This window comes from uncultured Porphyromonas sp., from assembly GCF_902489635.1.
Classification (GTDB): domain Bacteria; phylum Bacteroidota; class Bacteroidia; order Bacteroidales; family Porphyromonadaceae; genus Porphyromonas.
The window spans coordinates 22,740-47,797 of record NZ_CABUAN010000012.1 but is presented as its reverse complement, the minus strand read 5'-3'; the positions used below and the strand labels follow the sequence as shown (position 1 = coordinate 47,797).

At 52.8% G+C, this 25,058-nt stretch carries 21 protein-coding genes; 11 read left to right on the top strand and 10 right to left on the bottom strand.

Translation table 11 applies throughout. From position 1 onward, the window contains the following. Nucleotides 1-200 precede the first annotated feature (200 nt). The 7 genes from RDM37_RS03935 to RDM37_RS03905 all read right to left on the bottom strand — a co-directional run bounded on the left by RDM37_RS03935 (nucleotide 201) and on the right by RDM37_RS03905 (nucleotide 11,749). On the bottom strand, nucleotides 201-845 hold the full coding sequence (locus RDM37_RS03935) for a DUF2284 domain-containing protein (RefSeq protein WP_308555180.1): 645 nt from the start codon (nucleotides 843-845) through the stop codon (nucleotides 201-203). Next, entirely contained in the window at nucleotides 814-2,520 is a 1,707-nt protein-coding gene (locus RDM37_RS03930; RefSeq protein WP_308555177.1) for an AMP-binding protein, read from the bottom strand. Before RDM37_RS03930 ends, RDM37_RS03935 begins: the two co-directional genes overlap by 32 nt. A gap of 240 nt (nucleotides 2,521-2,760) precedes the next feature. Continuing rightward, entirely contained in the window at nucleotides 2,761-4,266 is a 1,506-nt protein-coding gene (locus RDM37_RS03925) for a hypothetical protein (RefSeq protein ID WP_308555175.1), read from the bottom strand. Nucleotides 4,267-4,303: 37 nt separating this feature from the next. Further along, a complete protein-coding gene (locus RDM37_RS03920; protein WP_308555173.1) occupies nucleotides 4,304-5,902 on the bottom strand; it encodes a hypothetical protein in 1,599 nt (532 codons plus the stop codon). Between the two features lie 26 nt (nucleotides 5,903-5,928). Further along, nucleotides 5,929-7,194: an Ig-like domain-containing protein gene (locus tag RDM37_RS03915; RefSeq protein WP_308555171.1), complete on the bottom strand. Its 1,266-nt coding sequence runs from the start codon at nucleotides 7,192-7,194 to the stop codon at nucleotides 5,929-5,931. Between the two features lie 446 nt (nucleotides 7,195-7,640). Next, the gene (locus RDM37_RS03910; RefSeq protein WP_308555169.1) at nucleotides 7,641-8,528 is read right to left on the bottom strand and encodes a glycosyltransferase; all 888 of its coding nucleotides are present in this window, start codon (nucleotides 8,526-8,528) and stop codon (nucleotides 7,641-7,643) included. Nucleotides 8,529-8,632: 104 nt separating this feature from the next. Then, on the bottom strand, nucleotides 8,633-11,749 hold the full coding sequence (locus tag RDM37_RS03905; protein WP_308555167.1) for a thiol protease/hemagglutinin PrtT: 3,117 nt from the start codon (nucleotides 11,747-11,749) through the stop codon (nucleotides 8,633-8,635). Nucleotides 11,750-12,066: 317 nt separating this feature from the next. Between RDM37_RS03905 and rpmB the strand changes: the two genes are divergently transcribed. From rpmB to RDM37_RS03850, 11 genes are all read left to right on the top strand, one after another. Next, a complete protein-coding gene (rpmB, locus tag RDM37_RS03900; protein ID WP_004331861.1) occupies nucleotides 12,067-12,315 on the top strand; it encodes a 50S ribosomal protein L28 in 249 nt (82 codons plus the stop codon). 32 nt (nucleotides 12,316-12,347) lie between these two features. Then, nucleotides 12,348-12,536, top strand: coding sequence for a 50S ribosomal protein L33 (gene rpmG / locus RDM37_RS03895; RefSeq protein ID WP_007366007.1), 189 nt, complete (start codon nucleotides 12,348-12,350; stop codon nucleotides 12,534-12,536). A 42-nt stretch (nucleotides 12,537-12,578) separates the two neighbouring features. After that, on the top strand, nucleotides 12,579-12,731 hold the full coding sequence (locus RDM37_RS03890) for a DUF4295 domain-containing protein (protein WP_004331849.1): 153 nt from the start codon (nucleotides 12,579-12,581) through the stop codon (nucleotides 12,729-12,731). Nucleotides 12,732-13,789: 1,058 nt separating this feature from the next. Further along, nucleotides 13,790-14,566 (top strand): threonine/serine exporter family protein, encoded by a 777-nt coding sequence (locus RDM37_RS03885; RefSeq protein ID WP_299366745.1) that lies wholly within the window; start codon nucleotides 13,790-13,792, stop codon nucleotides 14,564-14,566. Beyond that, nucleotides 14,566-15,054, top strand: a complete 489-nt coding sequence (locus tag RDM37_RS03880; protein ID WP_308555182.1) for a threonine/serine exporter family protein — start codon at nucleotides 14,566-14,568, stop codon at nucleotides 15,052-15,054. Before RDM37_RS03885 ends, RDM37_RS03880 begins: the two co-directional genes overlap by 1 nt. Before the next feature lie 15 nt (nucleotides 15,055-15,069). Beyond that, nucleotides 15,070-15,798, top strand: coding sequence for a DUF6064 family protein (locus tag RDM37_RS03875; RefSeq protein WP_308555165.1), 729 nt, complete (start codon nucleotides 15,070-15,072; stop codon nucleotides 15,796-15,798). A gap of 123 nt (nucleotides 15,799-15,921) precedes the next feature. Continuing rightward, entirely contained in the window at nucleotides 15,922-17,535 is a 1,614-nt protein-coding gene (gene pckA / locus RDM37_RS03870) for a phosphoenolpyruvate carboxykinase (ATP) (protein WP_308555163.1), read from the top strand. Nucleotides 17,536-17,675: 140 nt separating this feature from the next. Next, entirely contained in the window at nucleotides 17,676-18,314 is a 639-nt protein-coding gene (locus tag RDM37_RS03865; protein WP_308555162.1) for a hypothetical protein, read from the top strand. Between the two features lie 191 nt (nucleotides 18,315-18,505). Next, entirely contained in the window at nucleotides 18,506-19,672 is a 1,167-nt protein-coding gene (locus RDM37_RS03860; RefSeq protein WP_308555160.1) for an NAD(P) transhydrogenase subunit alpha, read from the top strand. 147 nt (nucleotides 19,673-19,819) lie between these two features. Continuing rightward, nucleotides 19,820-20,128: an NAD(P) transhydrogenase subunit alpha gene (locus RDM37_RS03855; protein ID WP_004331037.1), complete on the top strand. Its 309-nt coding sequence runs from the start codon at nucleotides 19,820-19,822 to the stop codon at nucleotides 20,126-20,128. Beyond that, nucleotides 20,125-22,707, top strand: a complete 2,583-nt coding sequence (locus RDM37_RS03850) for an NAD(P)(+) transhydrogenase (Re/Si-specific) subunit beta (protein ID WP_308555158.1) — start codon at nucleotides 20,125-20,127, stop codon at nucleotides 22,705-22,707. The genes RDM37_RS03855 and RDM37_RS03850 overlap by 4 nt, the downstream gene beginning before the upstream one ends. Before the next feature lie 142 nt (nucleotides 22,708-22,849). On the opposite strand, the gene RDM37_RS03845 is transcribed toward RDM37_RS03850, so the two are convergent. The 3 genes from RDM37_RS03845 to RDM37_RS03835 are packed head-to-tail and all read right to left on the bottom strand — an operon-like array spanning nucleotide 22,850 to nucleotide 25,048. Then, on the bottom strand, nucleotides 22,850-23,239 hold the full coding sequence (locus RDM37_RS03845; RefSeq protein ID WP_308555156.1) for a GntR family transcriptional regulator: 390 nt from the start codon (nucleotides 23,237-23,239) through the stop codon (nucleotides 22,850-22,852). Nucleotides 23,240-23,258: 19 nt separating this feature from the next. Beyond that, entirely contained in the window at nucleotides 23,259-24,134 is an 876-nt protein-coding gene (locus RDM37_RS03840; protein ID WP_308555154.1) for a hypothetical protein, read from the bottom strand. Beyond that, nucleotides 24,131-25,048 carry an ATP-binding cassette domain-containing protein gene (locus tag RDM37_RS03835; protein ID WP_308555152.1) on the bottom strand — a complete coding sequence of 306 codons (918 nt, stop codon included), beginning with the start codon at nucleotides 25,046-25,048 and terminating at the stop codon, nucleotides 24,131-24,133. Before RDM37_RS03835 ends, RDM37_RS03840 begins: the two co-directional genes overlap by 4 nt. Between the last annotated feature and the right edge of the window lie 10 nt (nucleotides 25,049-25,058).

Sequence of the window (25,058 nt, the reverse complement as noted above, 5' to 3'; positions counted from 1 at the left end):
TTTGATTCCTCCGAGGAATTTTTTATTTCCTACCTGGGAAATAAAAATTCTCCACGTGGAGATTTCGAAATATCCACGTGGAAATCACTTTTCCCCGACATAGCCTCGTTTCGATATGTAGTCGGGCTTAAATTATTGTAACGAGTCGACGTTACATTTCCTCAGCCAGGGCTGACGCATTGTGCTACGACATTGCCCCCCTAATATCTAACCACTAATCTCTCAAAACTCTCCGCAGGAACTGGCTCCGCCGAGAGGAGTGCCGAGACCATGGTGAGGTAGCGTGGTGGATGCCCCTCCTGGCCCCACACCATTGGGATGCCAGCCAGTCGCTCTGTAGTGCCACTCAGGTCGAAGCCCCACGACTCGAGCGACGAACGCATCTGGTCGGGATGACGGCAAGGATCGCCGGCACTGCGTGTGCAGGCTTGTGGCTGGCAGAGCCGACAGCGACCAGCCGTAAAGAGCCGACTCCCCGCATGCTGTCGCTCTAGCTGATAGAGGAGCGGATCAATCAGATCCCGCACGGCACCCATCAGGCGAAAGCAGTAGTCCCCCACCTCATCAGGCAGACACGCCGCCCACGACTGTTTGTCAGGCGTGACACGATGCACGAGGATATGCGCATAGCGGTAGCGTTCCAGAGCCTCACGCACATCAAAGGCAAAGGGCGGGCAAGACCAATTGGTCAAGTACGTAGGACAATGCTCGCACAGGGCGAAGAAGCGATCTGGGTCGAAGTACTCCGCCATATAGTCCGCTAGAGGGAGCTGACGAAGCGTCCCCTCGATGTGATAAGTTGGCTCAGCGATGCTACCCATTGGTCTGCGACACCTCAATGCCATCCTTATATAGGTGTCTCTTGATGCTGCGCTTGGGAGACTTGATGAAGGGAGTCCTCTGCAGGACGAACTTAGTCACCATCTCGTAGGAGCCTAGCTTAGCATTGAGCTGCTTACGCTGATCTTTGATCTGCTCCCACGCCTCTTCGATAGTTATCCCCGCCTGCTTGGCTGCCAGTTCGTCGGGATAGACGAGTGCCTCGAGACGTCCACTCTTCTGATAGACCAGACTCTCCGCTACAAAGTGGAGGTTATTGAGCTTCGCCTCGATCTCTTCGGGGTAGATGTTTTGACCATTAGCCCCTAGGATCATCGTCTTGGAGCGACCGAGGATAAAGAGATTGCCCCGCTTGTCCAGACGCCCTAGGTCGCCCGTACGCATCCAGCCGTCTGAGGTGAAGAGGTGCTTATTGATCTCGGGGAGCTTGTTGTAGCCGAGGCAGACGTTGTCACCGCGTACCTGTATCTCACCAACGCCTGGAGCTAAGGGCTGGTCAAAGTCTTCTGGCACCTCGATGCGTATCTCCATGTGTGGCAGGGCGCGACCCGCAGAGAGTGGCGCCCAGCGGCGATGGTTGCTGTAAGAGATGAGCGGAGCGCACTCGGTCATGCCGTAGCCGACGGTGAGCGGGAAGCCGATACGATGTAGGAAGGCGGCGACCTCCGTAGAGAGTGGTGCCCCGCCGACGATCACCTCGCGGAAGTTACCCCCGAGCCCATCGGTGAGCTTCTTGCGGATCACTCGATAGACCAGCTTGCGTAGGAGCGGAATACGTAGGAATGTCTTGATGGTGGAGCGCTCTATGACAGGCACGATAGACTGCTTGTAGATTTTCTCCAAGATGAGCGGCACGGAGATGATCAGCACGGGGCGTATCTCGGCAAAGGCTTTCATCAAGATCTTTGGCGAAGGCACCTTGCCTAGTATATGCGTGTGGACGCCTATGTAAAGGGCTGCGAGCATGTTGAAGGCGCAACTGTACGTGTGTGCCAGCGGGAGGAAGCAGATGATCTGCTCGCCGCTATACATAAGGTCGAGCTTCTGCGCATAGAGGGCATTGCCCGCCAGATTGCCCGCAGTGATCAGTACCCCCTTGCTAAAGCCAGTCGTCCCTGAGGTGTAGTTGATCACGACCAATTCATCATTGCCCACCTCGGGATAGACAATGTCGGTACGACGAAATCCCTTGGGGTAAAAGCGTGCCACAAAGGGGGCGAAGGGGAGAAGCCGCTTGTAGTCGTAGGGCATGCCCGAGCGAGCATAGCGCCACGTGATCTTCTTGATGTCAAAGATAGTCTGCACCATCGGGAGATCCTCCTCAGGATTGAGCTTCGCCAAGATGAGGTCATCTATAAAGAGGAGCTTCGCCTCGCTATGATTGATGATTGTCTTGGCGTCCTCGACGTTGAAGTCCTGCAATATCGGGACGATCACAGCACCGTAAGTGATCGTGGCCATGAAGATGACGCACCAGTGGACCGAGTCGGCGCCCATCAGGGCGATGCGGTCGCCGCGCTGTATGCCGATCTCCTTATATACGTAGTGTAGGTGCGCTATCTGTAGTGCTAAGTCGCGATAAGATATGGTGTAGCCAGTGGCATAGTCCGAGAGAGCCGGCTGTCGGAAGTGCTCTCTGAAGCTCGCCTCGTAGGCTTTGATGAGATTGTCTGGATACATAGGTGCTACCTCCTGTTGTGGTTAAGCGTGTGGCGCAAAGTTACGAAATAGAACCCTAACCTAAGACTGTTGCAAAAGTCAACAGTCTCACCTAAGTTTCACCACAGATGAAAATAAAGTACCCGATACGTGCTAGAACTCTAGCAAGTATCGGGTACTCTGTATTGTGTACGCCTAGGCGATGTGGCACTCGTAGGCGAGGCTCATCAGCCGGCGTACAGAGATTACTCAGGCCGTTCGTTAGTCAAGTACTACCTTGTAACTCTTGCCTGCGATGCTGAGAATATAGGCTCCTGCAGGGAGTGCCTCACGGGAGATCTGTACCATCGGAGAGCGCAGAGAGTTGACCCTCGTCAGGAGCTGTCCCTGAGCATCAAAGAGCGTCACTGCCGTGCGTGGTGCCAGTCCCTCTACTCGTATAGCCGTCGGCGTACAGGTGATCTGTAGCTCGTCTGAGCCTGTTGGGGTAGCCACATGCGTAGGCGTTGAGCCCTCGTACTCGACAGGTGCGAGCATGAAGTCCTCTGGGTCAGCTCCATTGACATCGTAGGGTGTCCAGCCCATCTCCTTGAGCTTAGCAACCTGTAGGGTGTTGCACACATTGCCCTTTGGCGACTTAGTATTTACGATGTAGAGGGCTCCCCATAGCTCGTCGCCCTCGCCTTCGGGCATCTTCTTGCACTGTGGCATCTTATCTATGATCTGCTGCATAGCCTGCTCTGAGATGTTGTTCTCATAGATAGAGAGGAAGTGCAGTTCCTCAAGCGTAGAGAGGTCTAGTGAGGTGATCTCGTTGAGATGCAGCGTAAGCTCCTCTAGGATTGTATTTTTGCTCAGATCTAGCTTGGTTAGCTTGTTTTGCTCGACCTCTAGGATCTCTAGATTGGCCAGAGGGGTCACGTCTATCTCGTTGAGTTCGTTTTCGTAGATGCTTAGGTAGGTGAGGTTTGGCGTCTTGCTGAGGTCTATCTTAGTGAGATTGTTCGCTCCGATAGATAGCTCCTCTAGGTCTGGCGTAGGTGTGAGATCGATCTCTGAGAGCTGTGCCTTGCATAGGTAGAGGGATGCGAGTGCTGGTGTGAGGCTCAAGTCTACAGAGGGGATCATCGTAAAGGAGAAGTCTAGCTCCTCCATATCCTCACATCGATCCCGCTTGACGCTTCTGAGCTGCTTGTTAAACGATGCTACAAGCACCTTCAGAGTCTCAAAGCCTGAGAGGTCAAGCTCCTGAAGTGGTGTGTACTGTATGGTGAGGACCTCGCAGATGTTATTCTCTGGGGTTGGGAAGGTCACATCCTCCAGCTCTTCACACTCATAGATCCTGATAAACTTGAGTGTCGCTGTCTTAGATAGGTCTATCTTAATAGGAGCCGTATGTGTGTACGAATTTTCGAATCGAATAGCTTCGATCTCGCCATAGATATGTACCTCCCGGGTGTTTTCATCTAGGGCGAAGGTCTGCACCTCAGGCCCCATATAGTAAATGTCTGTATAGTCCTCTGGGCGTGCAGAGTCTCGTCCTAGTCGCTCGTTGTTTTGGCAGACACCATCGCCATTGATGTCGATCCAAGCGTTACCAGCTGGAGCAAAGGCACCGATGTTGATTTCCTTGTCTTTAGTCTCTGCGACCTCTATCGTGATGCTCTCGCCAGTCGTCGGGGCATCCGTAGTCTGAGCGCGTAGCTCAGGAGCAGCGGCAAGCGTCACGAGTGCTGCTGATAGAAATAGGGTATTCAGTCGTTTCATAAGTTATAGTGTTATATGAGTATAGTTAGTCGTGTAGTTAGTTAGCCATGGGCAATAGCCGATAGCTGTAAGAGGCTCCCGTGAGCGGGGAGACTATCTGTATCAGTAGTATGGAGCCTAGCGATGACTGCGGTATCTGATAGTGACCAGATGCAGAGACCACGCCCAGAGCTATGAGCTCACCTTGAGGCGTGTAGACGGCGATCTGATGATGCGCCATCTCGGGCATCTCTAGGAGCCCCTCGCTACTCACCCGCAGCTGGTGTGGCTGCGTGGGGAGTGGTGCCTGTATAGCTGTGTGCGCTCCTAGCGGATCGGTAAACTGTATATAGGAACCACGGAAGAGATACGGGTTGCTGAGATCGGGGCCAAAGAGTGCCAGCGTCTTACCATCTTGGCTAATGTAAGGCCATCCGAACACTATCTCACCATGATCATCTAAAGAGTAAAACTCTTCCATCGGTATCCCAGTGCGTTGCTTGATCCAGAGAGCGAAGTTCTCCTTTTCGCCACTCTTGGGGTCTATGCGATAGCAATGGTAGAAAGACTTCGCCTCCTCGATACAGAGTAGCGAGCCATCGTCAAGAGCTTCCGTCGCGGTGTAGCCCTCATACTTAGTCAGCACCTCACCACGCTGCTCTCGTAGATCCCAGTAGCCAGGCATCAAGACCTGATCTATGGCACCACTCTCCTGGTCTAGTACCAGCTGCCGAGCGGCAAAGAGGATACGCTGTGTCGAGGGCGAGTAGTAGCACCTCGTCGGGTCAAGCATAGGCTTCTTGCTGTAGGCAAGCAACGCATTCTCCCAGGCATCGTAAGCTCTCTCCCACGCCTGATCACTATCGTAGTCATCACGCTTAGGCTGAGGGCCAGGCTTCCTCTTATCTAGATTGAAGAAGAGAGACTCACCGGGGAAGGTATAGTCCGTAGCCACACTCTGCCCCTCTGGGATCGTCCACTGGATGAGTCGTGGGTAGTAGCTATCTGAGTTGACCTGTCGCCCTATCAGAGTCATCCCATCGGGCGAGAGAGCCAGCACAGAGGTGCCCTCAGGCTTTCCTCCGAGTGCATCTTCGGCAGGTGTAGGTAGCGGTGTGATTGCAAAGTCTCCCTGCGCCGTACGATTGGCCACAAAGGGACGCATATCTTTCTTCAGCGGATCTTGGGGCTTCATATTGCCCACCATACGATCCACCCGCTGTGAGACACCCGTGATCTCTATCATAGGGTAGTCGCTATCAGGAGAGGTGATGGCGACCTCCTGCCCCGTGTGAGAGATGCAGACCGTCGTCGTCCTATCCTTTTGATATACGATGTCCCCCTCATCGGAGACATACTTGATGTCTATCTCAGTGCCGGCATTGCTCTTTTGCCAGATGCACTTCTTTAGCTCAGTGTCATACACATAGGCTGCCTGATTATAGTAGTAGGCAGCCCATATATAGCGGCCACTGGGAGATACTCCTCTGACATACGCCTTGGTCTCTAGCGAGCCATCGACAGTCAGGTCCTGTGGAGGTGTTTTGACACCCTTATAGGCAGTCTGGGCTGAGAGACTCAGCGCAGAGGTCACGAGGAGTACGCCCCAGAGTAGCGAGCAGATAACCCGCTGCTGTAGTAATCTAGTCGTTTGCATATTTAGGGATTACGCTGGTGAGGAGCTTAAGACTCCTTGGGGAAGAGGTACATCTGATAGACGTAGTCATCCTGTCCTAGTCTAACGAGCGTCACGCGACAACGGTCTCCGTGGGCGTTGTAGACGTCTATGACGTTCTCGTCTGAAACGGTATAGTTCTTGTCAAAGCCATTCTTAGCCAAGTACTGCTTGAATTCTTGCGAACGCAGGTCTCGCTCACTAGAGAGGCAGAGGAGCTGAGTTATAATCAGACCAAAACCATCGGCCTCCTTGCTAGGTGCAACATAGAAAGCGTACTCAAGGTTCGTCTTCTGAACATTTGACTCCTCAGTGCGGAAGAAGAGGTGCGTATCCTTGGGCGACTCGTTTTGTCGATAGGTGCGTAGTGCGAGCTTCTCCTCAAAGGCCTTAAACTGCTCGATATCTTTGGTTCGTAAAGCGTCTAGAGAGGGGAAGTCTTTGACGTCAGAGAGTATCCCATGCTTTGCTTGCACTAGAGGATTGGTGTTAATTCGCTTAGCAAACTCCATAAACATGACTGTGCCGAGCTTTTCATTAGGCATATCCATCATCGAGACAGTCACACTAGGGTTACTTTTGAGCGTAGCACGCAGACCCTTCTTGACATCTCCGAGGTAGTTGCTCACCTCGGCCTCCTGTACTTCACCAAAGCCAAGCTGGTAGAGCATCGCCTTGGTGCGCTTGCAGTCAGTGACTGACTCCTTGCTATAGGCGAGGATTAGGTCAGCGTCATCGGCAATGCTTATACCATAGACCACAGCAGGAATGGTGGTCAGCCCCTCTCCGTAGAAGCCCGATGGACGATAGTCCACCTCTTGCTGGGTACGTCCTAGCTTTTGCTCGTACGCGATCACCTCAGCGTCTTCTATCTTTTCATAATCATTGAGAGGTATCCCGAACTTGAGCATCGGGAGCTCTTGAGGTACTTGTATAGGAGCCTCTTTGACAGTCACGGGGACGCTCTTTGTAGCCTCACCAGCCTGTACGATCACAGCGGTCTCTCCGACAGCGACACCGGTCACAAGCCCCTGAGCATCAACGGTTGCGATCGCGGGGTTCTTACTTTGATAAGTTACAGCGACCTCCTTAGGAGAGACCACTACAGAGAGCTGCTCGCTCTTACCCACGATCAGGGAAAGACTCTCGGGCGAGACCGTAATGGTGGTCTGCTTCGGCTCTGGCTTTGGAGGTGTGGGTGTAGGAGAACTACAAGCACTGATAAGTAGCGTCACGACAAGGGTGACGAGTAAAAGAGGTTGGTTTGATTTCATATAGTTTGTTGTTATTCAAATATGTAATTATCTGCCCGCTAAATTACTTCTTTTCTCTCAATCTGCGGAGGGTTTCCACGCATTTTCTAGACTCATTTTGTTTTTAGAGCGGCCAGAGGGCAGACCGGATGAACTATAAACAGCTTCCTCGTATGGCTCGAGATGCTTTCGCTTTAGGAGAAAACGATCTCCACGTGGCTATTTTCAAATATCCACGTCGGGAATAAAAAATCCCCACGTAGGCGAGAAATAAAACTTCGGAAGAATCAAATGAAACTTCGGAGGAATCAAATGAAACTTCGGAAGAATTTTTCCTTTCCTACGTGGAGAATAAAAAACATCCACGTGGAAATTTGAGATTTTCCCGTGGATATCATCTTGCAGAGTCGTCTGACGATGAAGCCCCCCGCCCCCTGTCGTAAGGGCGAGGGGTAGTCGCCGAGAGGTTAGTCTCTAAGGGTGCAGAGATGGAGGAGCTTGTAGAGGGCGAAGAGGCGTAGCGAGGGGTGACGTGAGGTGAGTTGTCGCCGCAAGAGGGGCTTGAAGAGCGGAGCTAATGCGCCGAGCAGCGGTACGAGCCTAGCGCGCTCTAGCCGCAGGTAGAGCTGGAGGAGACGTATCGGATAGGGTGCGAGCAAGGCACGATGTCGGTAGAGGTTCTCCACATAACGCTCGGTGGTGTCGAGGAATTGGTCGCTGCTCTCCTTGAGCGCATGGATGACGGGGTTGTCAATATGCATGATGGCGATACCCCGCTCGGCTAGTCGATAGCCGAAGTAAGCGTCTTCGTAACCCATACCCATCTGCGTGGGGAAGCCCTCCTCCAGAAAGATGCGACGAGGGATCATGAAGCTCATACTGACGAAGGCATCTGCCGGTGCCTGCTGTCGCTCGGCGAGGCTACGTGTCTCGACCTTGTGTCCATACTTATAGCGCAAGAGCCTGTCTCTGGAGGGTCGCTCGGTGGGATAGCAAAAGCCCCCTACCACTACCCTATCGCTATGGGCTGCTTGTAAGTAGTCCACGACGAAGCGGGCAGAGGCGGGCATCGTGTCTGAGTCGATGATGAGTAGCTGCTCGCCCTGGGCTTGCTGCGCTAGATAGTTGCGCATACGTCCCGCACCAAGATGTGTCGTGGGGCGGACAAGCCGTATGAGTCCCTCCTGCTGGAGGGTATCGTAGAGCTGAGCGTAGTGGGAGTCGGAGGAGTCGTCCCCGAGGATGATCTCGCCCTCTATGTGCGCCAGCTGCAACTGCCGATGCAGGGTCTCTACAAGTGGACGGCAGTCGTAGTTGCGCGTGGGGATCAGTATGGATATTTGCTTTGCTGGCATGAGAGAGCTAGAGGGAGATAGTTTCGTTAAGTAAGCGTGAGGCTCTCCACGAAAGTACTCATTTCAGGCAGTATAGCCCCCCACCAGTCGTGGCGTGCCTACGTCTAGTGCGCCACGACTACACGCCGGCTCCCCAGTACTGTGGTGAGGATGTATGTGCCACTGGGTAGATGTGCCAGGCTGAGCTGGAGCTGACCGCTGGCGGGTGTGACAGCTTGTAGCAGTCGCTCCCCCTGCAGCGTGTAGAGCGTCACGGGACTTGCGGCAGGTAGCCCGACCACTGTGAGCTGATCACGTACGGGCATAGGATAGAGCGTCCACTCCTCCTGCGAGGTTGGGGCATCGACCGCTAGGTAAGCGTTGCCACTCTGGTCGGTGACCGTCCAGCCACGCCGAGCTGCTAGCTTTACCTGCTCTGCTGTACAGACGTTGCCCTCTAGATCAGGTCTGGAGGTGTCGATGAGTGCTATGGTACCACGAGTGGTAGCGGAGCGATCGGGGAGGGACTGGAGCATCTCAGTCATTGCCTCGCCTTTTATCATGCTGTGGCATATAGATATATGCTGTAAGAGCGGGGAGGCGTGTGAGAAGTCAGCCTCGACGATTCCCGTGGAGTCGTACTTCTGATCGAAGTCTAGTGCAGTGAAAGCTCCGATGATAGCGGTTCTTCCCTGATCGACAGCTCCGTAGATATTATAGACTCCATCTTCGTGCGACAGGCTCATCAGTGTGATACCATAGAGGCGGATCATCTCGGGAGCCGCTACATCTACCATAAGAGAGTATGAGTAGTCAGATACCTTCTCAAAGGAGACGTAATGCTCCTCATCAATAGCTGGCGAGAGCTGGTCTACCGTAACTAGGGGTAGAGTTAACTCATACTCCTTCTCTCCGTAGTAGAACTGACCACCACGCTCTATGACATCAGATAGGCGTACTAGGAGGGAGTAGCCTTGTCCTTTGGACATTGGCATTGATCCCCAAGAAGATGGATCTATACTATACTCGACCGACCCATTAGCCTCTAGATCCTGAAAGACATTCTGACCTTTATCCCGCACATAGACCTCTCCATTCGCATGATGTAGGAGTGCCCAGTCCAGCACTAGATAGCTTCTCTCCTGATCACCATGATTGGTTATCTCGAAGTCTATAGCGGTCATCCCAGGGGCATACTCTATAGCACCCATCATGGATCGCCTAGCGAGGCACTTGATCGTGGAGAACTGGTCCACGGGAGCTGTCGACGGGAGTACCTCCAGACGCTTCGGAGAGCGTAAAGCGTAGCCACTATTGGAGCCGTCGACATTTAGATAGGTTCCCTTGAGGATGATATTGCCCTTGGTGCCGGCTGGGAGCGGCAGCTTGGAGATCTTTAGTGGCACCTGTTGCTGCTCCTGCGGGGTCATCAGAGCTGCAAGGGAGCCGATAGGGGTAAGATCGCCCTTCATATCCTCAAAGTAGCAGGTCCATGTGGAGTAGTACTCCTCTTTGCTAAGGTTGTCGATAGCAAGCGCGAGAGAGCTCTTGCTATAGCCTCGCAAGTTAGGATCTATAACATCTGTCAAAGCAAGCTGTGGCTCCAAGTTTGGCAATGGATAGCTAGCCTTGCCCTCAGCATCGAAGGTGACGAGCACCTCGGAGATACCTCCGTTGCAGTGCCGTACAGGGATCATCTTGCCGTCATTGCCCTCGTAAGCAAGGGTCACGACGTAGCTCGCACTCCGTGTGGGGAGTCCCAGGTCAGGTAGGTTAACGGATGGAATCTTGGATATATTCTTTTGAGAGTAGACATAGGAGCCCTGAAACTCTAGCTCTTGCTCATCACTAGCAGCCCCGTAGTAAGTCTGTGCGTCCTCCTTTGTAGGCGTTATGGAGAGACAGAACTTCGTCTTGTACCTCACTGCTGAGGTTAGCTCGAGGACCACGTTTCGGAGCTCGATGGTTGCATTGTCCTCACACGACACCTCTAGGGAGATGGCCGATATATTCTCACTGACGGTGCGCTCAGAGGAGCCATCACGGTCTGGCTCTATACCGACCATGATCTCCTGATAGTCATTGTACCCATCGTACGAAGTGCCACCACCAGTACCTAGCACATCGGGATTGATCGCATAGAGGAGGAAGTAGCCATTGGCTATGCCATCCCATCCGAGATTGATGTGGAAGTAGCCGTTTGGCTTATATCCATCACAGACGAAGGCGTGACCGACCGTACTACTAGCACCAGCGTAGTAGATGGGGCGTTCCTCGTTGAGCTCCTTGGCTATGATGTCCATCCAGTCCGCCATCTTGTAGTTCATACGACTGAGTAGCTGGATATTCTTCTTGTACTTAAAGTACTTCTGCAGACCCTCCTTGGGGTACTGAGAGTAGGTGCCACTACCCTGCGGGCTATACTGCATTTGTGATATGACCCCTACATGATAGCATAAAGTAGAGAGTGCCTGAGTGACGGCATGAGAGGAACCGTTTCTATTAGGCTGTCCAGGCATACGTGTCCAGTCGTAGGTATACTGTGAGAAGTCTACACGATGGTTGGTACCATCCCGCTCGGTATAGGAGCAGATGCCCTCGCCCTGATTAGGCCACTGGTGGTAGCGGATGATCTGTGCGAGTGCCGTCGCTACGCAACCCACGACAGATCGACCACCCTCCTTATTGGGACAAAGCGTATTGAAGGGATAGTCTTGCCCCCACTGAATATCGCCCAGGAGCGGAGCTACCCCCTCAGGGCGTAGCTGTGAGGTGCGTGGCATCACTACGGGCTCGCCACGCTCTACCAAGGCGTGCAGTGCTGCACGCACCTGAGCGAGAAACGACGCAATATGCTCTGGCTGCTCCTCGTCTGGAATAAAAGCGCCCTCGTCAGCATAAGCGATCACCTCAGGCAGAAGATCATCGCCCGAGATCATCACATAGCCTCGCTCGCTACCTATATTATATACGTAATAGGCGGAGGCGAGCGTCTGCACGACTGGAGCTGTCGTCTGGTGACGTACGACCACCCCACCAGCGTCAGTGGCTGGAGCTGACACGAGCGTCAGCAATGGCGTGGCAGCAGAGCGTAGCGCAGCCAGCTCGCTACGGCTCAAGTGCTGTATGGTATACTGCTCGGCTATGAGGCGAGCCTGCTGCTCTGTGCGCGGCTTAGCCCATAGTGTGCTCACACTTAGGATCAGTGCTAGGGCTAGGAAGGAGAAAAAGCGTTGGGTCATATCATTGTGGCATTTGTCCAGAAGACAAATGTAATACAATTTTGCTACACAGCAGCTTACCCGATCTCCTCAAGAGCTAACGCATAGCGCTGAGGCAGCCAGTACTAGACAGCTCTGATATCTTTAGGCAGAAAGGGCATTTCAGCCCTTTACAAAGGTGCCAATTGCCAAAGTCTGAGCCAGGGGCATTTGCTTTTGTCAAAATAATTGCGTTACTTTGCAGTCTGATTGCAGACCCACACCATGATGATGCTAATGGATGGGGCTGTGTCGATCTCAGAAACATCGTAGAAGTATAAAAGAAATACCACACCGTCATGTCTAAGATATGTCAGATCACCGGTAAGAAGGCTATGGTGGGCAACAATGTATCCCACTCAAAGCGTCGCACGAAGCGCACCTTTGACGTTAACCTCTTCCGCAAGAAGTTTTACTGGCCCGAGGAGGATCGCTGGATCTCCCTCAAGGTTTCAGCAGCTGGGCTCAGGCTCATCAATCGCGTAGGACTCAACGAGGCTCTGCGCCGTGCTAGCGATGCGGGCTACCTAAGCATCAAGAGCAAATAAACCACTCACTCCTTTAATCACACTCATTTACTATGTCTAAGAAAGGTAAAGGCGATCGAGTACAGGTAATACTCGAGTGCACAGAGCACAAAGAGAGTGGCATGCCAGGCACCTCTCGCTACGTCACTACAAAGAATAGAAAGAATACCACACAGCGTCTAGAGCTTAAGAAGTACAACCCTATACTTAAGCGCTACACACTACACCGTGAGATTAAGTAATCATCTCTCCCCTTCCTACTAACAAAATAAGAACTAAGTACAATGGCTAAAAAATCGGTCGCAACCTTTAGAACGGGCGATGGTCGCTCATACTCAAAGGTTATCAAGATGGTCAAGTCGCCTAAGACTGGTGCTTATACCTTCCAAGAGGAGATGGTACCAAATGACCACGTACAGGACTTCCTCAAGAAGTAACCTGAACAAGCTTATATAGAGACGCTACCATAGAGACGGGGGCTACAGAAGCACTCCATCTCTGCTCGGTGAGCGCACACCATACGGAGAGCATCGATACGACTAGTCGTGTCGGTGCTCTCTTGCTGTATATCCAAAGCACGCGCCACTCATACCGCCTCCCCCATAACCTAGACTCCGCAGATCGTTTTGTCGAGAAGAGCATCTGGGCAAATACAACATCGACTCGCTACAATAATTTAGAACCGACTACATATCTATACGGTGCCATGTCGGGGAAAAGTGATTTCCACGTGGATATTTCGAAATCTCCACGTGGATATTTTTTATTTCCCAGGTAGGAAAGAAAAAATTCCTCGGAGGAATCAAATGAAACTTCGGAGGAAATGAATCACGCCCACGTGGAAAATAAAAAATATCCACGTGGAGATTTGAGATTTCCCACGTGGATATTCGAGAAAGGAGGGAATCGGACGGATTTCCCCGTAAAGATATGTAAATAGAGACTAGAGGTTAGAAGTTAGAAATTAGAGATCCGATCACTCTGATGGTTCCGATGGCTCCGATAGCTAACAGCCAATAGCTAACAGCTAACAGCCAATCCATGGGTGGCACATTATATATAGTGACCTCATTGATGCCTCGCTTGTCGCTCATGTGTAGCCCCTGACGGAGCGATTACAATGAGACTGTTGCAAAAGTCAACAGTCTCACAATCTTGCTTGCAAGATTGTCCTGACTTTGCAGAAAGGATGAAGCGCAAGGCACTGAGGGTGAGGTCTGAAGGGAGCATACCTCCGTATGTGACCGAAGCCGAATCCCGAAAGCAACATAGCGATTCGCCTTTGTGCAACAGTCTTATAATGCGTCAGCCCTGCGCTCATAAGGTCTCTAATCTCTAAATTCGTACCTTTGTAGTCTGGGGTACAGGCTTATCAGCAGGTGGTCACACATGATCTGTGGATGGGTCGTGACGCTAGGGGAACGAAAACATACATTACGGAGTCAGGTGCACTGCTGGTGATGGTGCTTAAACTGACTCTCAGAGAAGAACGACTATGGAAAACGATCTTCACGGTAATAGTCTGAAGGCTGTCGGGACCTTTCTTTCAGCCTACGCGACACACATGATGGGCTGTGGCGTACACACCTCTCGTGTCGTGCGCTGTACGCAACGCATAGGCGAGAGCTACGGCTATACCGTTGTGACGATGATGGTGCAGAAAGGGGTCCTGATCAAGCTGTATGACCCTAAGAGCAATACACACTTTGCTATCGAGGAGGTGATACCTCCGCTACCGATCAGCTTCGAGCACAACGCTCGTTTGAGTGCCTTGAGCTGGGAGGTCGTCGATGAGCATCTGACGCTAGACGAGCTACGTGAGCGGTATGAGCAGATACTGGCTGCGCCACGTACCCATCCGCTGTTTGTATTGATCTTGGTTGGGCTGGCCAACGCCTCATTTTGTCGGCTCTTCGGAGGCGATCTGCCAGCTATGGGTATCGTCTTTTGGGCTACGGTCGTGGGGTTCATCTGCAAGCAGAAGTTGATCCAGGAGCATGTAAACCACTATATAGCCTTTATGGTGTCAGCCTTTGTGGCGTCGCTCTGCACGAGCATCTCTCTGATCTTCAATACAGACAGTGAGATCGCTCTGACGACGAGCGTACTCTACCTAGTGCCTGGAGTGCCACTCATCAATGGTGTGATAGACATCGTGGAGGGGTACATACAGACGGGCTTCTCCAGGCTTGTGGAGGCTTTCTTGTTGATAGGTTGTATCGGGTGGGGCTTTTCGATCACGCTCTTTATCTTTAGGAGTAGCTTGCTATGATGCTACTGGTCGACATACTTTTAGATGGTCTCTTTGCGGCGATGGCGGCGATGGGCTTTGGTGCGATCTCAGACCCTCCGCTGAGGGCTTACCGCAGTATTGCTATCCTGGCTACTGTGGGGCATGCACTACGCTTCGTCTTGATGACGGTGTGTGGGATCAATATCGCTATCGGCTCGCTCTGCGCCTCGCTGACGATAGGCTTTGGAGCGCTCTGGCTGGGGAAGCGGATACAGACGCCGATCACCGTACTCTCGATACCGGCTCTCCTACCGATGATCCCAGGGAAGTATGCGTACAATATGTTCTTTGCGCAGATCATGTTCCTCCAAAATCTAGATAATGTGGCGGGACAGCAGAGGTATATGGAGATGTTTTTCTTCAATAGCATCGTAGCCATCACGGTCATCTTCGTCCTAGCAGCGGGGGCTACACTGCCTATCCTACTCTTCCCTAAGCGGACCTTCTCTCTAACACGTAAGAAATAATAGGCGCTGAACTCTATGAATACCTTTTGGAATACAATCGCCCAGTACAATGTGGCGACCTGGCCGATACAGATACTCCTAGTCATCTCTGCCGTTGTGGTTCTGTACCTCTTAGTAAAGCAGCCATCACGTAGCAGCACGATCATTGCTAAGTCCTATCTGATACTCCTATATATATGGATCGCTGTGGCATACTACGCCATCTACTGTGCTGAGCGTAGCTACTCTATCCTACTCAGCATATACTGGGGCATACTGGCTCTGGCATGGGTTAAGGATCTCGTAGAGGATGATACACAGTTTGCCCTACGAGATAAGTTCAAGCCCTTTGGTGTCTTCGTGCTCATACTGCCACTGATGTACCCCCTAGCTTCGATTATGCGGGGACTATCCTTCCCCTATATCACAACGCCGGTGATGCCCTGCACGGTGGCTATCTATACGATCGGGCTACTGCTACTCTTCACAAGTCGGGTCAATATCTTTATCGTCCTACTCCTCCTCAACTGGGCTATGGTGGGCGTGACAAAGACTTGGTTCTTCGGAATACCAGAGGACTTCATCCTAGTACTCACGGCGATACCAGCTCTCTACATCTTCTTCCGAGAGTACTTCGCTCTAGACCTACATCAAGACTCGAAGCCACAGGCGAAGTATATCAACGCGCTCCTAATCTTAGTTTGCATAGGGGTTTGCATCGCACTCTGCTGGGCTCTCTTTGCGCAAATCTCTCAAGACTTATGAGATCTCCTCTGCAACTAGGTTGCGGCATCTCTGATTTTTTACTACTTTTGCTAAGTCCTCTCCTAAGAGGGCAGGGGACTACATCTAATAGATAAAGCATCTACAAACAAACACTCTATAGCTATGACACAGCACAACATTGATCTCTCCCAGTATGGCATCAAAGAGCCTGCTGAGATCATCTACAACCCCTCGTACGATCAACTCTACGAGGCTGAGCTACAACCAGACCTAACAGGCTATGACCGCGGACAACTCACCGAGCTGGGTGCCGTCAACGTGATGACGGGCGTCTACACGGGTCGCTCGCCAAAGGACAAGTTCTTCGTCCTCGATGACACCACCCGCGACACCATTTGGTGGACCACCCCCGAGTACCCCAACGACAACAAGCCTACCAGCCAGGAGACTTGGCGAGAGCTTAAGAAGATTGCCACCGAGGAGCTCTCGGGCAAGAAGCTCTACGTCGTCGACGCCTTCTGCGGGGCTAACCCCGACACGCGCCTCAAGATCCGCTTTATCATGGAGGTCGCTTGGCAGGCTCACTTCGTCACCAATATGTTTATCCGCCCCACCAAGGAGGAGCTGGCAAACTTTGGCAAGCCCGACTTTGTCGTCATGAACGCTTCGAAAGCTAAGGTGACCAACTACAAAGAGCTCGGGCTGAACTCCGAGACGGCTGTCGTCTTTAACCTAACAGAGAAGATACAGCTCATCCTCAACACCTGGTACGGTGGTGAGATGAAGAAGGGTATGTTCTCCTATATGAACTACCTCAACCCGCTCCGTGGCAATGCCTCGATGCACTGCTCGGCCAATACGAACCAAGATGAGACAGAGACCGCTATCTTCTTCGGGCTCTCTGGCACGGGCAAGACGACCCTCAGCACCGACCCCAAGCGCAAGCTGATCGGCGACGACGAGCATGGCTGGGATGACAATGGTATCTTTAACTACGAGGGAGGCTGCTACGCTAAGGTGATCAACCTGAGCAAAGAGTCCGAGCCTGATATCTACAACGCTATCCGCCGTGATGCACTCCTAGAGAATGTAACGGTAGATGCCAATGGTAAGATCGATTTCTCTGACAAGTCTGTCACGGAGAATACACGTGTCTCCTACCCTATCTACCACATTGACAACATTGTCAAGCCAGTCTCTAAGGCAGGTCATGCCAACAAGGTGATCTTCCTCTCGGCAGACGCTTTCGGTGTCCTACCTCCTGTCTCGATCCTCGATCCTGAGCAGACGCAGTACTACTTCCTCTCAGGTTTCACGGCCAAGCTAGCTGGTACAGAGCGTGGCGTCACGGAGCCTACGCCTACCTTCTCGGCATGCTTTGGTGCAGCTTTCCTCTCGCTCCACCCGACCAAGTACGGTCAGGAGCTGGTCAAGCGCATGAAGGCTGTCGGCGCTAAGGCTTACCTCGTCAATACGGGCTGGAACGGCACGGGCAAGCGTATCTCGATCAAGGATACCCGTGGCATCATCGATGCGATCCTTGACGGCTCGATCGATAAGGCTCCGACGAAGACGCTACCCCACTTCAACTTCGCCATCCCGACGGAGCTACCAGGCGTAGACCCCGCTATCCTCGATCCACGAGACACTTATGCCGATCCCGCTGAGTGGGAGACGAAGGCTCAGGATCTGGCTAAGCGATTCATCAAGAACTTCGAGAAGTTTGCCACCAACGAGCATGGCAAGAAGCTCCAGAAGGCTGGCCCTAAGCTCTAATCAAGCCGACTAATTAAGAGAAAGCAGAGGTTTCACTACCCGTGAGTGAGACCTCTGCTTTTCTCTTTTTTTGTGGCGAATACTACTTGCATCATCTCTCTAGTTTTTGTTAACTTTGGGGCATACAAGCAAACAGTACTATGAAGCACTACAAAATGATCCTAGCTACTCTTTTTGTAGCTTTAATCGCCTTCTCTAGTCTTACAGCTCAGCAAGAGAAGAGCCAAAGTCAGCCAAAGACCACAGAACATTTGAAGTTTATGGGAATCCCCATTGATGGATCTCCTAAGTCCTTTGCAAATCAGCTAAAGAGTAAAGGATTTACATTTAACAGCTCTTCTACCCCCGATATTATCTGGATGACAGGAACATTTGCTGGGATTTCAGACTCCAACGTACTCATATATAAATCGCCATCCTCAGCCAATGTGTATAAAGTACGTGTTGTCTTTCCAGGGCAAGATAGTTGGACTCAAATTGAGATCAGATATAACAGATTCAAAGATTGGCTCTCTCAAAAATACTTGCTGACTGAAAGTAAAGAGGAATTCCAAGGTTATTCTCCAGAGAGAGATAGTAGTAAGATGACAAAACTCATTTTAGGCGATTGTAGCTATTGGAGTGTATATGGAGCCGGAACTCCAGACGGCACTTTCTTGGGGTCAGTCTCTTTAGATCTTATGAGTATTTCTGGAGAAAACAAAGGATATGTCCGAATCGAATATGAAGACTACCTAAATGGAGAGAATGCTGAGCAAGGGATTATAGATGACTTATAGAAAGCAGTAGACAAACGGGCTTCGCATTTCCATACTAGAAATGAAACTCTATCCTAGTCACGAGCGCGCTCTTGTGACTTTGAAGTTAAGTATGTATATTTGCGAAATGAAGGGGTGCAGGTGCGACACGGATGTTTTTGCAGGCAACCCACACTAGGCAGAAGACTATTCATTCTCTATATAATTGAACTATGATAATAGGCGTACCTAAAGAAATCATGCACGATGAGGCTCGCGTCGCAGCGAGCCCCGAGGCAGTGAAGCAGTATGTCGCTGATGGACACACTGTACTATTTGAGCGTGGAGCTGGCGAAGGCGCAGCATACCACGACGAGGACTATCAGGCAGCTGGCGCTGAGCTGATACAAGGACCCGAGGAGATCTACCGCCGTGCGGAGATCATCATCAAGGTCAAGGAGCCACTCTTCAACGAGCAGCTTGGCAAGCATGAGATCGACATGATGCACAAGGGGCAGTACCTGATCACCTTCATCCACCCAGCCTCTCCTGTGAACCATGATATGGTACGCAAGATGGCTGCGCAGGGCGTCGTAGGTCTCACCCTAGATGGTGTACCTCGTATCTCTCGTGCGCAGAACCTCGATGCACTTACCTCTATGAGTACTTGCGCAGGCTACAAGGGTATCCTGATGGCTGCCAACGACCTCTCCTTCTTTATGCCACAGATGTTTACCGCTGTCGGCAAGATCGACCCCGCCAAGGTGCTCGTCATCGGTGTCGGTGTAGCTGGTCTACAGGCACTCGCTACGGCTCGTCGTCTAGGCTGTATCACTTACGCAGCTGATATACGTCCCGCAGCTTCTGAGCAGGCTACCAGTCTAGGTGCTAAGCCTATTGATCTGGGCATCCCCGCTGACAAGGCTGTTGCTCCTGGTGGCTACGCCCTACACCTGAGCCCCGAGCTACTAGAGCATGAGCGTCAGGTGCTAGCTGAGCATGTCAAGGACATGGACGTCATCTTCTGTAGCGCACTCGTACCCGGCAAGATCGCTCCCGTGGTCATCACCGAGGAGATGGTCAAGTCTATGAAGCCCGGCTCTGTCATCGTGGATATCGCTATCGATCAGGGTGGTAACTGCGCTATCACGACTCCAGGTGAGCGTGACATCAAGCACCACGTAGTCATCGAGGGTATCAAGAATATCCCTGGTATGTTGCCTCAGAGCGCTACCTGGATGTTCTCACAAAACATGTACAACCTCGTCAAGTACCTGGTCAAGGATGGCAAGATGCACCTCGACATGAGCGATCAGATCACCTCTTCTATCGTCGTCACGACGGAGGCTGGTGAGATCATCCACGAGGGTACCCTCGAGGCTATGGGACTCAAGAAGTAGCCTAGACTACAGGAACTTGACTTCCCCCCCTATCGTTAGAGGTTAGACGTCAGAGGATATGATCCTAAAGGGTCATACTCTGGCTTCTAACCTCTAATTTCTAAAACTCTAACCTCCAATCTCTAATTTCTAATCTCTAATCTCTCAATGAACCCACTGATCCTCGTCGCCATCTTCCTTGTGGCGACCTTCGTCGGCTACAAGCTCATCAGCAATGTGCCTAGCTTGTTGCACACCCCCCTCATGTCGGGGATGAACGCCCTGAGTGGCGTCACCATCACGGGAGCGCTCGCAGCTACTGCCACTGCTATCATAGCTCCAGACGGTAGCCTCTTCCAGCAAATATTTGGGGTTATAGCCGTCATCCTAGCCACGATTAATGTCGTCGGGGGCTTTGGCGTGACCAACCGCATGCTCCGTATGTTTACCAAAAACAAGAAAGGAGGCAAGGCATGAATACACTCATAGAGATCTCTAATCCCGTCTACTACGCCATCTGCGCGATCCTCAGCATCCTCGTGCTCGTAGGCATCGCTATGATGAGCAAGGTCAAAACTGCTGCTCGTGGCAATGCACTCAGTGCTACCGCCATGGGGCTAGGCGTCATCGTCACGCTACTCAAGCTACAGGTCGTCACCTTCCCCTGGCTCATCGGAGGCATCCTCATCGGTGGTATCATCGGCGTCCTACTCTACACACGAGTCAAGATGATACAGATGCCCCAGATGGTGGCTCTGCTCAACGGTATCGGCGGTGGTGCCTCAGCACTCGTCGGTGCTTTGACGCTCTTCCAGCTTACTGAGAGCAATGTCTACTTCACGCTGGTCACCGCTTTCCTCGCTATCATCATCGGTATGCTCACGCTCGTCGGGAGTCTCGTGGCAGCGGGCAAGCTCCATAGAGTCCTGCCACAGAAGTCGGTCGTATGGCCTTTTCACAATGTAGCGACCTCACTTACACTCGTTGTCGCCGTCTTCTTCCTACTCATCGGCACGCTCAACTACGTTGTCCCCTCAGCCCTCATTTACGCCATGATCGGCACGATGCTCTTCAGTGCGCTCTTTGGGCTTTACTTCTCCATACGTGTGGGCGGTGCTGACATGCCGATCACCATCAGCTTGCTCAACTCTCTGAGCGGTGTGGCTGGTGCTATCGCCGGTATGGCCATTGGCGACATCTTCCTCGTCGCTGTCGGTGGTGTCGTCGGTGCTTCGGGACTCCTCCTCACGCAGATCATGTGCCGTGCGATGAACCGCTCGCTCATCAACATCCTCATCCCTCACGGCAAGGCAAAAGCTCCTGCCAAGGCAACGGCTCCCGCCAAGCCTGACGCTCCAGCCCCCAAAGCTCCCGCAGCACCTCAGCCTAAGCAGGAGAGTTCTCCTATCGATCAGGCTGTTGCGATGCTCCGTGGTGCTAAGCGCGTCATCATCGTGCCAGGCTACGGTATGGCTCTTGCGCAAGCACAGCAGGAGGTCAAGCAGCTAGCCGACAAGCTCACCAAGGGCGGTGCCGATGTTAAGTATGCGATCCACCCTGTGGCTGGTCGTATGCCGGGACACATGAACGTACTCCTCGCTGAAGCTAATGTGGACTACGATAGTCTCTACGAGATGGAAGCGATCAACGATCAGTTTGCCAATACCGATGCTGTCATCGTCATCGGTGCTAACGATGTACTCAACCCCGCTGCTCGCAATGCTGAGGGGACGCCTATCTACGGTATGCCGGTCCTCAACGTAGATCAAGCCAAGCAGGTCATCATCTGTAACTACGATCTCAAGCCTGGTTACGCTGGTGTCGAAAACCCACTCTACAGCCGTGGCGAGGGCGTAGCGCTCTGCCTAGGCGATGCTAAGGCTACGATCGATCAGATTCTCTCTGGGCTGGAGAGCTCAGCAGCGACCGCAGAGCCCGCTAGCAGCAGTTCCGCAAGCGATCCCATCTCTCAGGCAGCAGGTATGCTCCGTGGAGCTAAGCGCGTCATCATCGTGCCAGGCTACGGTATGGCACTAGCGCAAGCACAGCAGGAGGTCAAGCAGCTAGCCGACAAGCTCGCCAAGGGCGGTGCCGATGTCAAGTACGCCATCCACCCCGTGGCTGGTCGTATGCCGGGACACATGAACGTACTCCTTGCCGAGGCTAATGTGGACTACGATAGTCTCTACGAGATGGAGGCGATCAACGATCAGTTTGCCAATACCGATGCAGTCATCGTCATCGGTGCTAACGACGTGCTCAACCCCGCAGCACGCAATGCCGAGGGGACGCCTATCTATGGTATGCCAGTCCTCAACGTAGATCAAGCCAAGCAGGTGATCATCTGCAACTTCGATCTCAAGCCTGGCTACGCTGGTGTCGAGAACCCACTCTACAGCCGTGGCGAGGGCGTAGCGCTCTGTCTAGGCGATGCTAAGGCAACGCTCTCCAACCTGATGGATCGCTTGGATCATGCGGAGAGTGCCCCCGCAGCTCCCGCAGCTCCCGCAGCTTCTGCGGCTTCTGCAGCTACCAGCAGCGCAACGCCACTCCAGTCCGCTACGGAGGTACTGCACAACGCTAAGAGCGTCATCATCGTGCCGGGATACGGTATGGCACTAGCGCAAGCCCAGCAAGAGGTCAAGCATCTGGCCGACAAGCTCGCCAAGAGCGGTGCCGATGTCAAGTATGCGATCCACCCAGTGGCTGGTCGTATGCCAGGACACATGAACGTACTCCTCGCTGAGGCTAATGTGGACTACGATAGTCTTTACGAGATGGAGGCGATCAACGACCAGTTTGCCAATACCGATGCAGTTATCGTCATCGGCGCTAACGACGTTCTCAACCCCGCTGCTCGCAATGCCGAGGGGACGCCTATCTATGGTATGCCGGTCCTCAACGTAGATCAAGCCAAGCAGGTGATCATCTGCAACTACGATCTCAAGCCTGGTTACGCGGGTGTCGAGAACCCGCTCTACAGCCGTAGCGAGGGCGTGACGCTACTCATTGGCGATGCCAAGAAGACGCTCAGCGACCTGATCGACACGCTCTAGTTAGCAACCATACAGTGGCAAAGGCTCTCAGCCTTTCGCCAGTAATATAAGAAGAGACTGTCGCTCCTAGGAGTGGCAGTCTCTTGTTTTAACTAACGCTGTTTTTGAAAAAGTAAAGATTGCGGATTAAAGCGGAGGCGGGCTAAGCGTCAGGGTCTCCCTGCTGCTTCACCCAGTCAGCGTGCCGTCTGACCACCTCTAGGATGTCCATGTTAAGCACCTTGAGCTGAGCAAAGAGTTCGGGGAGCTCCTCCTCGGTTAGCACGCGATAAGCCTCATCACGTAGGAGCATCTCGGCCGTTTCGGAGACATAGAGACCGAGCCCTTTCTTCGGATAGATGAGTCCCTCGTTCTGCAGGTTCTCATAAGCTCTAAAGATCGTATTGGCATTGGTCTCCAGCTCGGCAGCCAGCTGGCGCACGCTCGGGATCTGCGTCCCGGCGGGGTACGCCCCCGAGAGGATCTTCTCCTTGATGCGCTGCTCTATCTGAGCGTAGATGACTACTTGCGGATTAAAATGTGGTGTGATCATGATTACTAGATTAGAGAGGTTACGCCTTGACCTGCTTGCGTCGTAGCGAGCGCAGGCCTAGCCAGACCATCACAAAGGCGTAGAGGTAGACTGGTATCGTCATGGCGAGGAGCGAGATGCTGAGTTCATCGCCATTGCGCAAGTAGAAGACGAGATAACGCTCTGTCTCATCAGGGCTTATAGTACCAATGTCTAGTAAATGAATCATCATACTCACGCCAAGCATCGAGACAACGAAGATCCCAAAGCCGATCCCTAGGAAGCGCAGGACTGCACGTAGGGGTTTGCGCGCCGAGATGATACAGTAGAGGTAAGTGGCATAGCCCGCCAGCTGCATACCTATCATCAGGCTGACACTCCACGCATACTGTAGCGACTCATTGTCATAGCCTAGCGGATCTGTGAGGATCTGAGGATAAAGGGCGAGTACCTGACTACCCTCCATCAGAGCCCATATAAGCATGTAGACAGTCCAGGCGATTACCCCCAAGATAGGCGTGATGATGTGCAGTACCAGCGTCAGGAGGAGGAGCGATATGTACTTCTCCGTGGCTGAGGCGGGTATCTGTAGATAGAGTGGTGAGAGCGGGGCATTGACACGCTGGTTGTAGCTGATCATCACACCGAGAGAGACCGCTAGAAGGCTACAGTATAGGCAGGCAAAGTACACGCTACGGGCGGAGAATTCACTGCCACCCGTCCCAAAGAGTAAGCTAGTTAGCACCGAGACGACCACAGGTATAGAGGCTGCGAGAAAGCCACCGATCAGGATCTGTAGCCACTGTCTATGGTGAAAGGCGAAGTCCAGCCGCAGGAGCTGGCCGAGCCGCTTGAAGCTAAAGGAGCTGCCGCCCGTCTTAGGCGCAGCGGTCGTAAAATTAGCAGATTGGTTCATAGTGATAGAGGGGCTTGTGGGGTGAGTGTATCGTTTGCTGGTTGGGACAAGTGCTGTAGTACCGCTTGGGTGTTGTACATCAGAGCGTTGAAGAAGAGCTCCATCGAGAAGCCTCCCGTCTCTGCAGCCTCTGCCGTGCGGGGCGTCATCACGACCTCTCCCCATACGGAGGGCTCGCTATAGAGCGGAGCTACGTGAGGAGCCTCGGCAGCGGTGCCGCAGTAGAAGACACTCTCAAGGCGAGCGATCGTCTCGTTGCAGATGATCTGGTTTTGGTGTAGCACGACCAGACGATCTATCATTTGCTCTAGGTCACGCACCTGGTGGGTGCTGATCAGCACGGTCTGTTCGTCAGAGATGTGCTGCACGAGGAGCTGGCGAAACTTGCTCTTTGACGGGATGTCCAGGCCATTGGTCGGTTCGTCGAGGAGCAGCAACGGCACCCGCAGAGAGAGCGCCAGCACGAGTGCTACCTTCTTCTTCTGTCCCATCGAGAGGCGGCGCAAGTTGTTGGTGGGTGGCACGTCAAAGTCCTGCAGCAGCTGACGAGCCAGTGTGGCATCATAGTTTGGGTAAAACTGCCCCGCGCCGTCGAGGTACTGGACGGCAGAGGTGGCGGGTAGCTGCACCTCCTCGGGAAGGTAGTAGAGCTCTCGGAGGAGTGGCACCGAGCGCTTTCTGCTGGAGTGCCCGAGTACGGTGAGCGAACCGCCCTTAGCTAGGAGCAGTCCTGAGAGCAGCTTGAGGAGGGTCGTCTTGCCCTCGCCGTTTTTGCCTAGGAGCCCTGTGATAGAGCCTGCGGGCAGGGTAAAGCTTACACCCCTAAAGAGCGGGTGCCGGCCATAAGAGAAGCATACCTCCTGAGCCTGAACCAGAGGCTCTGCGGTGAGGTGGGTATCTGAGTGCGAATACATAACTGTTGCG

Excerpts from the sequence above, each read along its gene's own strand:
- RDM37_RS03875 (WP_308555165.1), top strand. The coding sequence starts at position 15,070 with ATGAATACCTTTTGGAATACAATCGCCCAGTACAATGTGGCGACCTGG.
- RDM37_RS03915 (WP_308555171.1), bottom strand. The coding sequence starts at position 7,194 with ATGAAATCAAACCAACCTCTTTTACTCGTCACCCTTGTCGTGACGCTA.
- rpmG (WP_007366007.1), top strand. The coding sequence starts at position 12,348 with ATGTCTAAGAAAGGTAAAGGCGATCGAGTACAGGTAATACTCGAGTGC.
- RDM37_RS03835 (WP_308555152.1), bottom strand. The coding sequence starts at position 25,048 with ATGTATTCGCACTCAGATACCCACCTCACCGCAGAGCCTCTGGTTCAG.
- RDM37_RS03905 (WP_308555167.1), bottom strand. The coding sequence starts at position 11,749 with ATGACCCAACGCTTTTTCTCCTTCCTAGCCCTAGCACTGATCCTAAGT.
- RDM37_RS03845 (WP_308555156.1), bottom strand. The coding sequence starts at position 23,239 with ATGATCACACCACATTTTAATCCGCAAGTAGTCATCTACGCTCAGATA.
- RDM37_RS03850 (WP_308555158.1), top strand. The coding sequence starts at position 20,125 with ATGAATACACTCATAGAGATCTCTAATCCCGTCTACTACGCCATCTGC.
- RDM37_RS03930 (WP_308555177.1), bottom strand. The coding sequence starts at position 2,520 with ATGTATCCAGACAATCTCATCAAAGCCTACGAGGCGAGCTTCAGAGAG.
- RDM37_RS03920 (WP_308555173.1), bottom strand. The coding sequence starts at position 5,902 with ATGCAAACGACTAGATTACTACAGCAGCGGGTTATCTGCTCGCTACTC.
- RDM37_RS03890 (WP_004331849.1), top strand. The coding sequence starts at position 12,579 with ATGGCTAAAAAATCGGTCGCAACCTTTAGAACGGGCGATGGTCGCTCA.
- RDM37_RS03935 (WP_308555180.1), bottom strand. The coding sequence starts at position 845 with ATGGCATTGAGGTGTCGCAGACCAATGGGTAGCATCGCTGAGCCAACT.
- RDM37_RS03860 (WP_308555160.1), top strand. The coding sequence starts at position 18,506 with ATGATAATAGGCGTACCTAAAGAAATCATGCACGATGAGGCTCGCGTC.
- RDM37_RS03880 (WP_308555182.1), top strand. The coding sequence starts at position 14,566 with ATGCTACTGGTCGACATACTTTTAGATGGTCTCTTTGCGGCGATGGCG.
- RDM37_RS03865 (WP_308555162.1), top strand. The coding sequence starts at position 17,676 with ATGAAGCACTACAAAATGATCCTAGCTACTCTTTTTGTAGCTTTAATC.
- RDM37_RS03855 (WP_004331037.1), top strand. The coding sequence starts at position 19,820 with ATGAACCCACTGATCCTCGTCGCCATCTTCCTTGTGGCGACCTTCGTC.
- pckA (WP_308555163.1), top strand. The coding sequence starts at position 15,922 with ATGACACAGCACAACATTGATCTCTCCCAGTATGGCATCAAAGAGCCT.
- RDM37_RS03910 (WP_308555169.1), bottom strand. The coding sequence starts at position 8,528 with ATGCCAGCAAAGCAAATATCCATACTGATCCCCACGCGCAACTACGAC.
- RDM37_RS03840 (WP_308555154.1), bottom strand. The coding sequence starts at position 24,134 with ATGAACCAATCTGCTAATTTTACGACCGCTGCGCCTAAGACGGGCGGC.
- rpmB (WP_004331861.1), top strand. The coding sequence starts at position 12,067 with ATGTCTAAGATATGTCAGATCACCGGTAAGAAGGCTATGGTGGGCAAC.
- RDM37_RS03885 (WP_299366745.1), top strand. The coding sequence starts at position 13,790 with ATGGAAAACGATCTTCACGGTAATAGTCTGAAGGCTGTCGGGACCTTT.
- RDM37_RS03925 (WP_308555175.1), bottom strand. The coding sequence starts at position 4,266 with ATGAAACGACTGAATACCCTATTTCTATCAGCAGCACTCGTGACGCTT.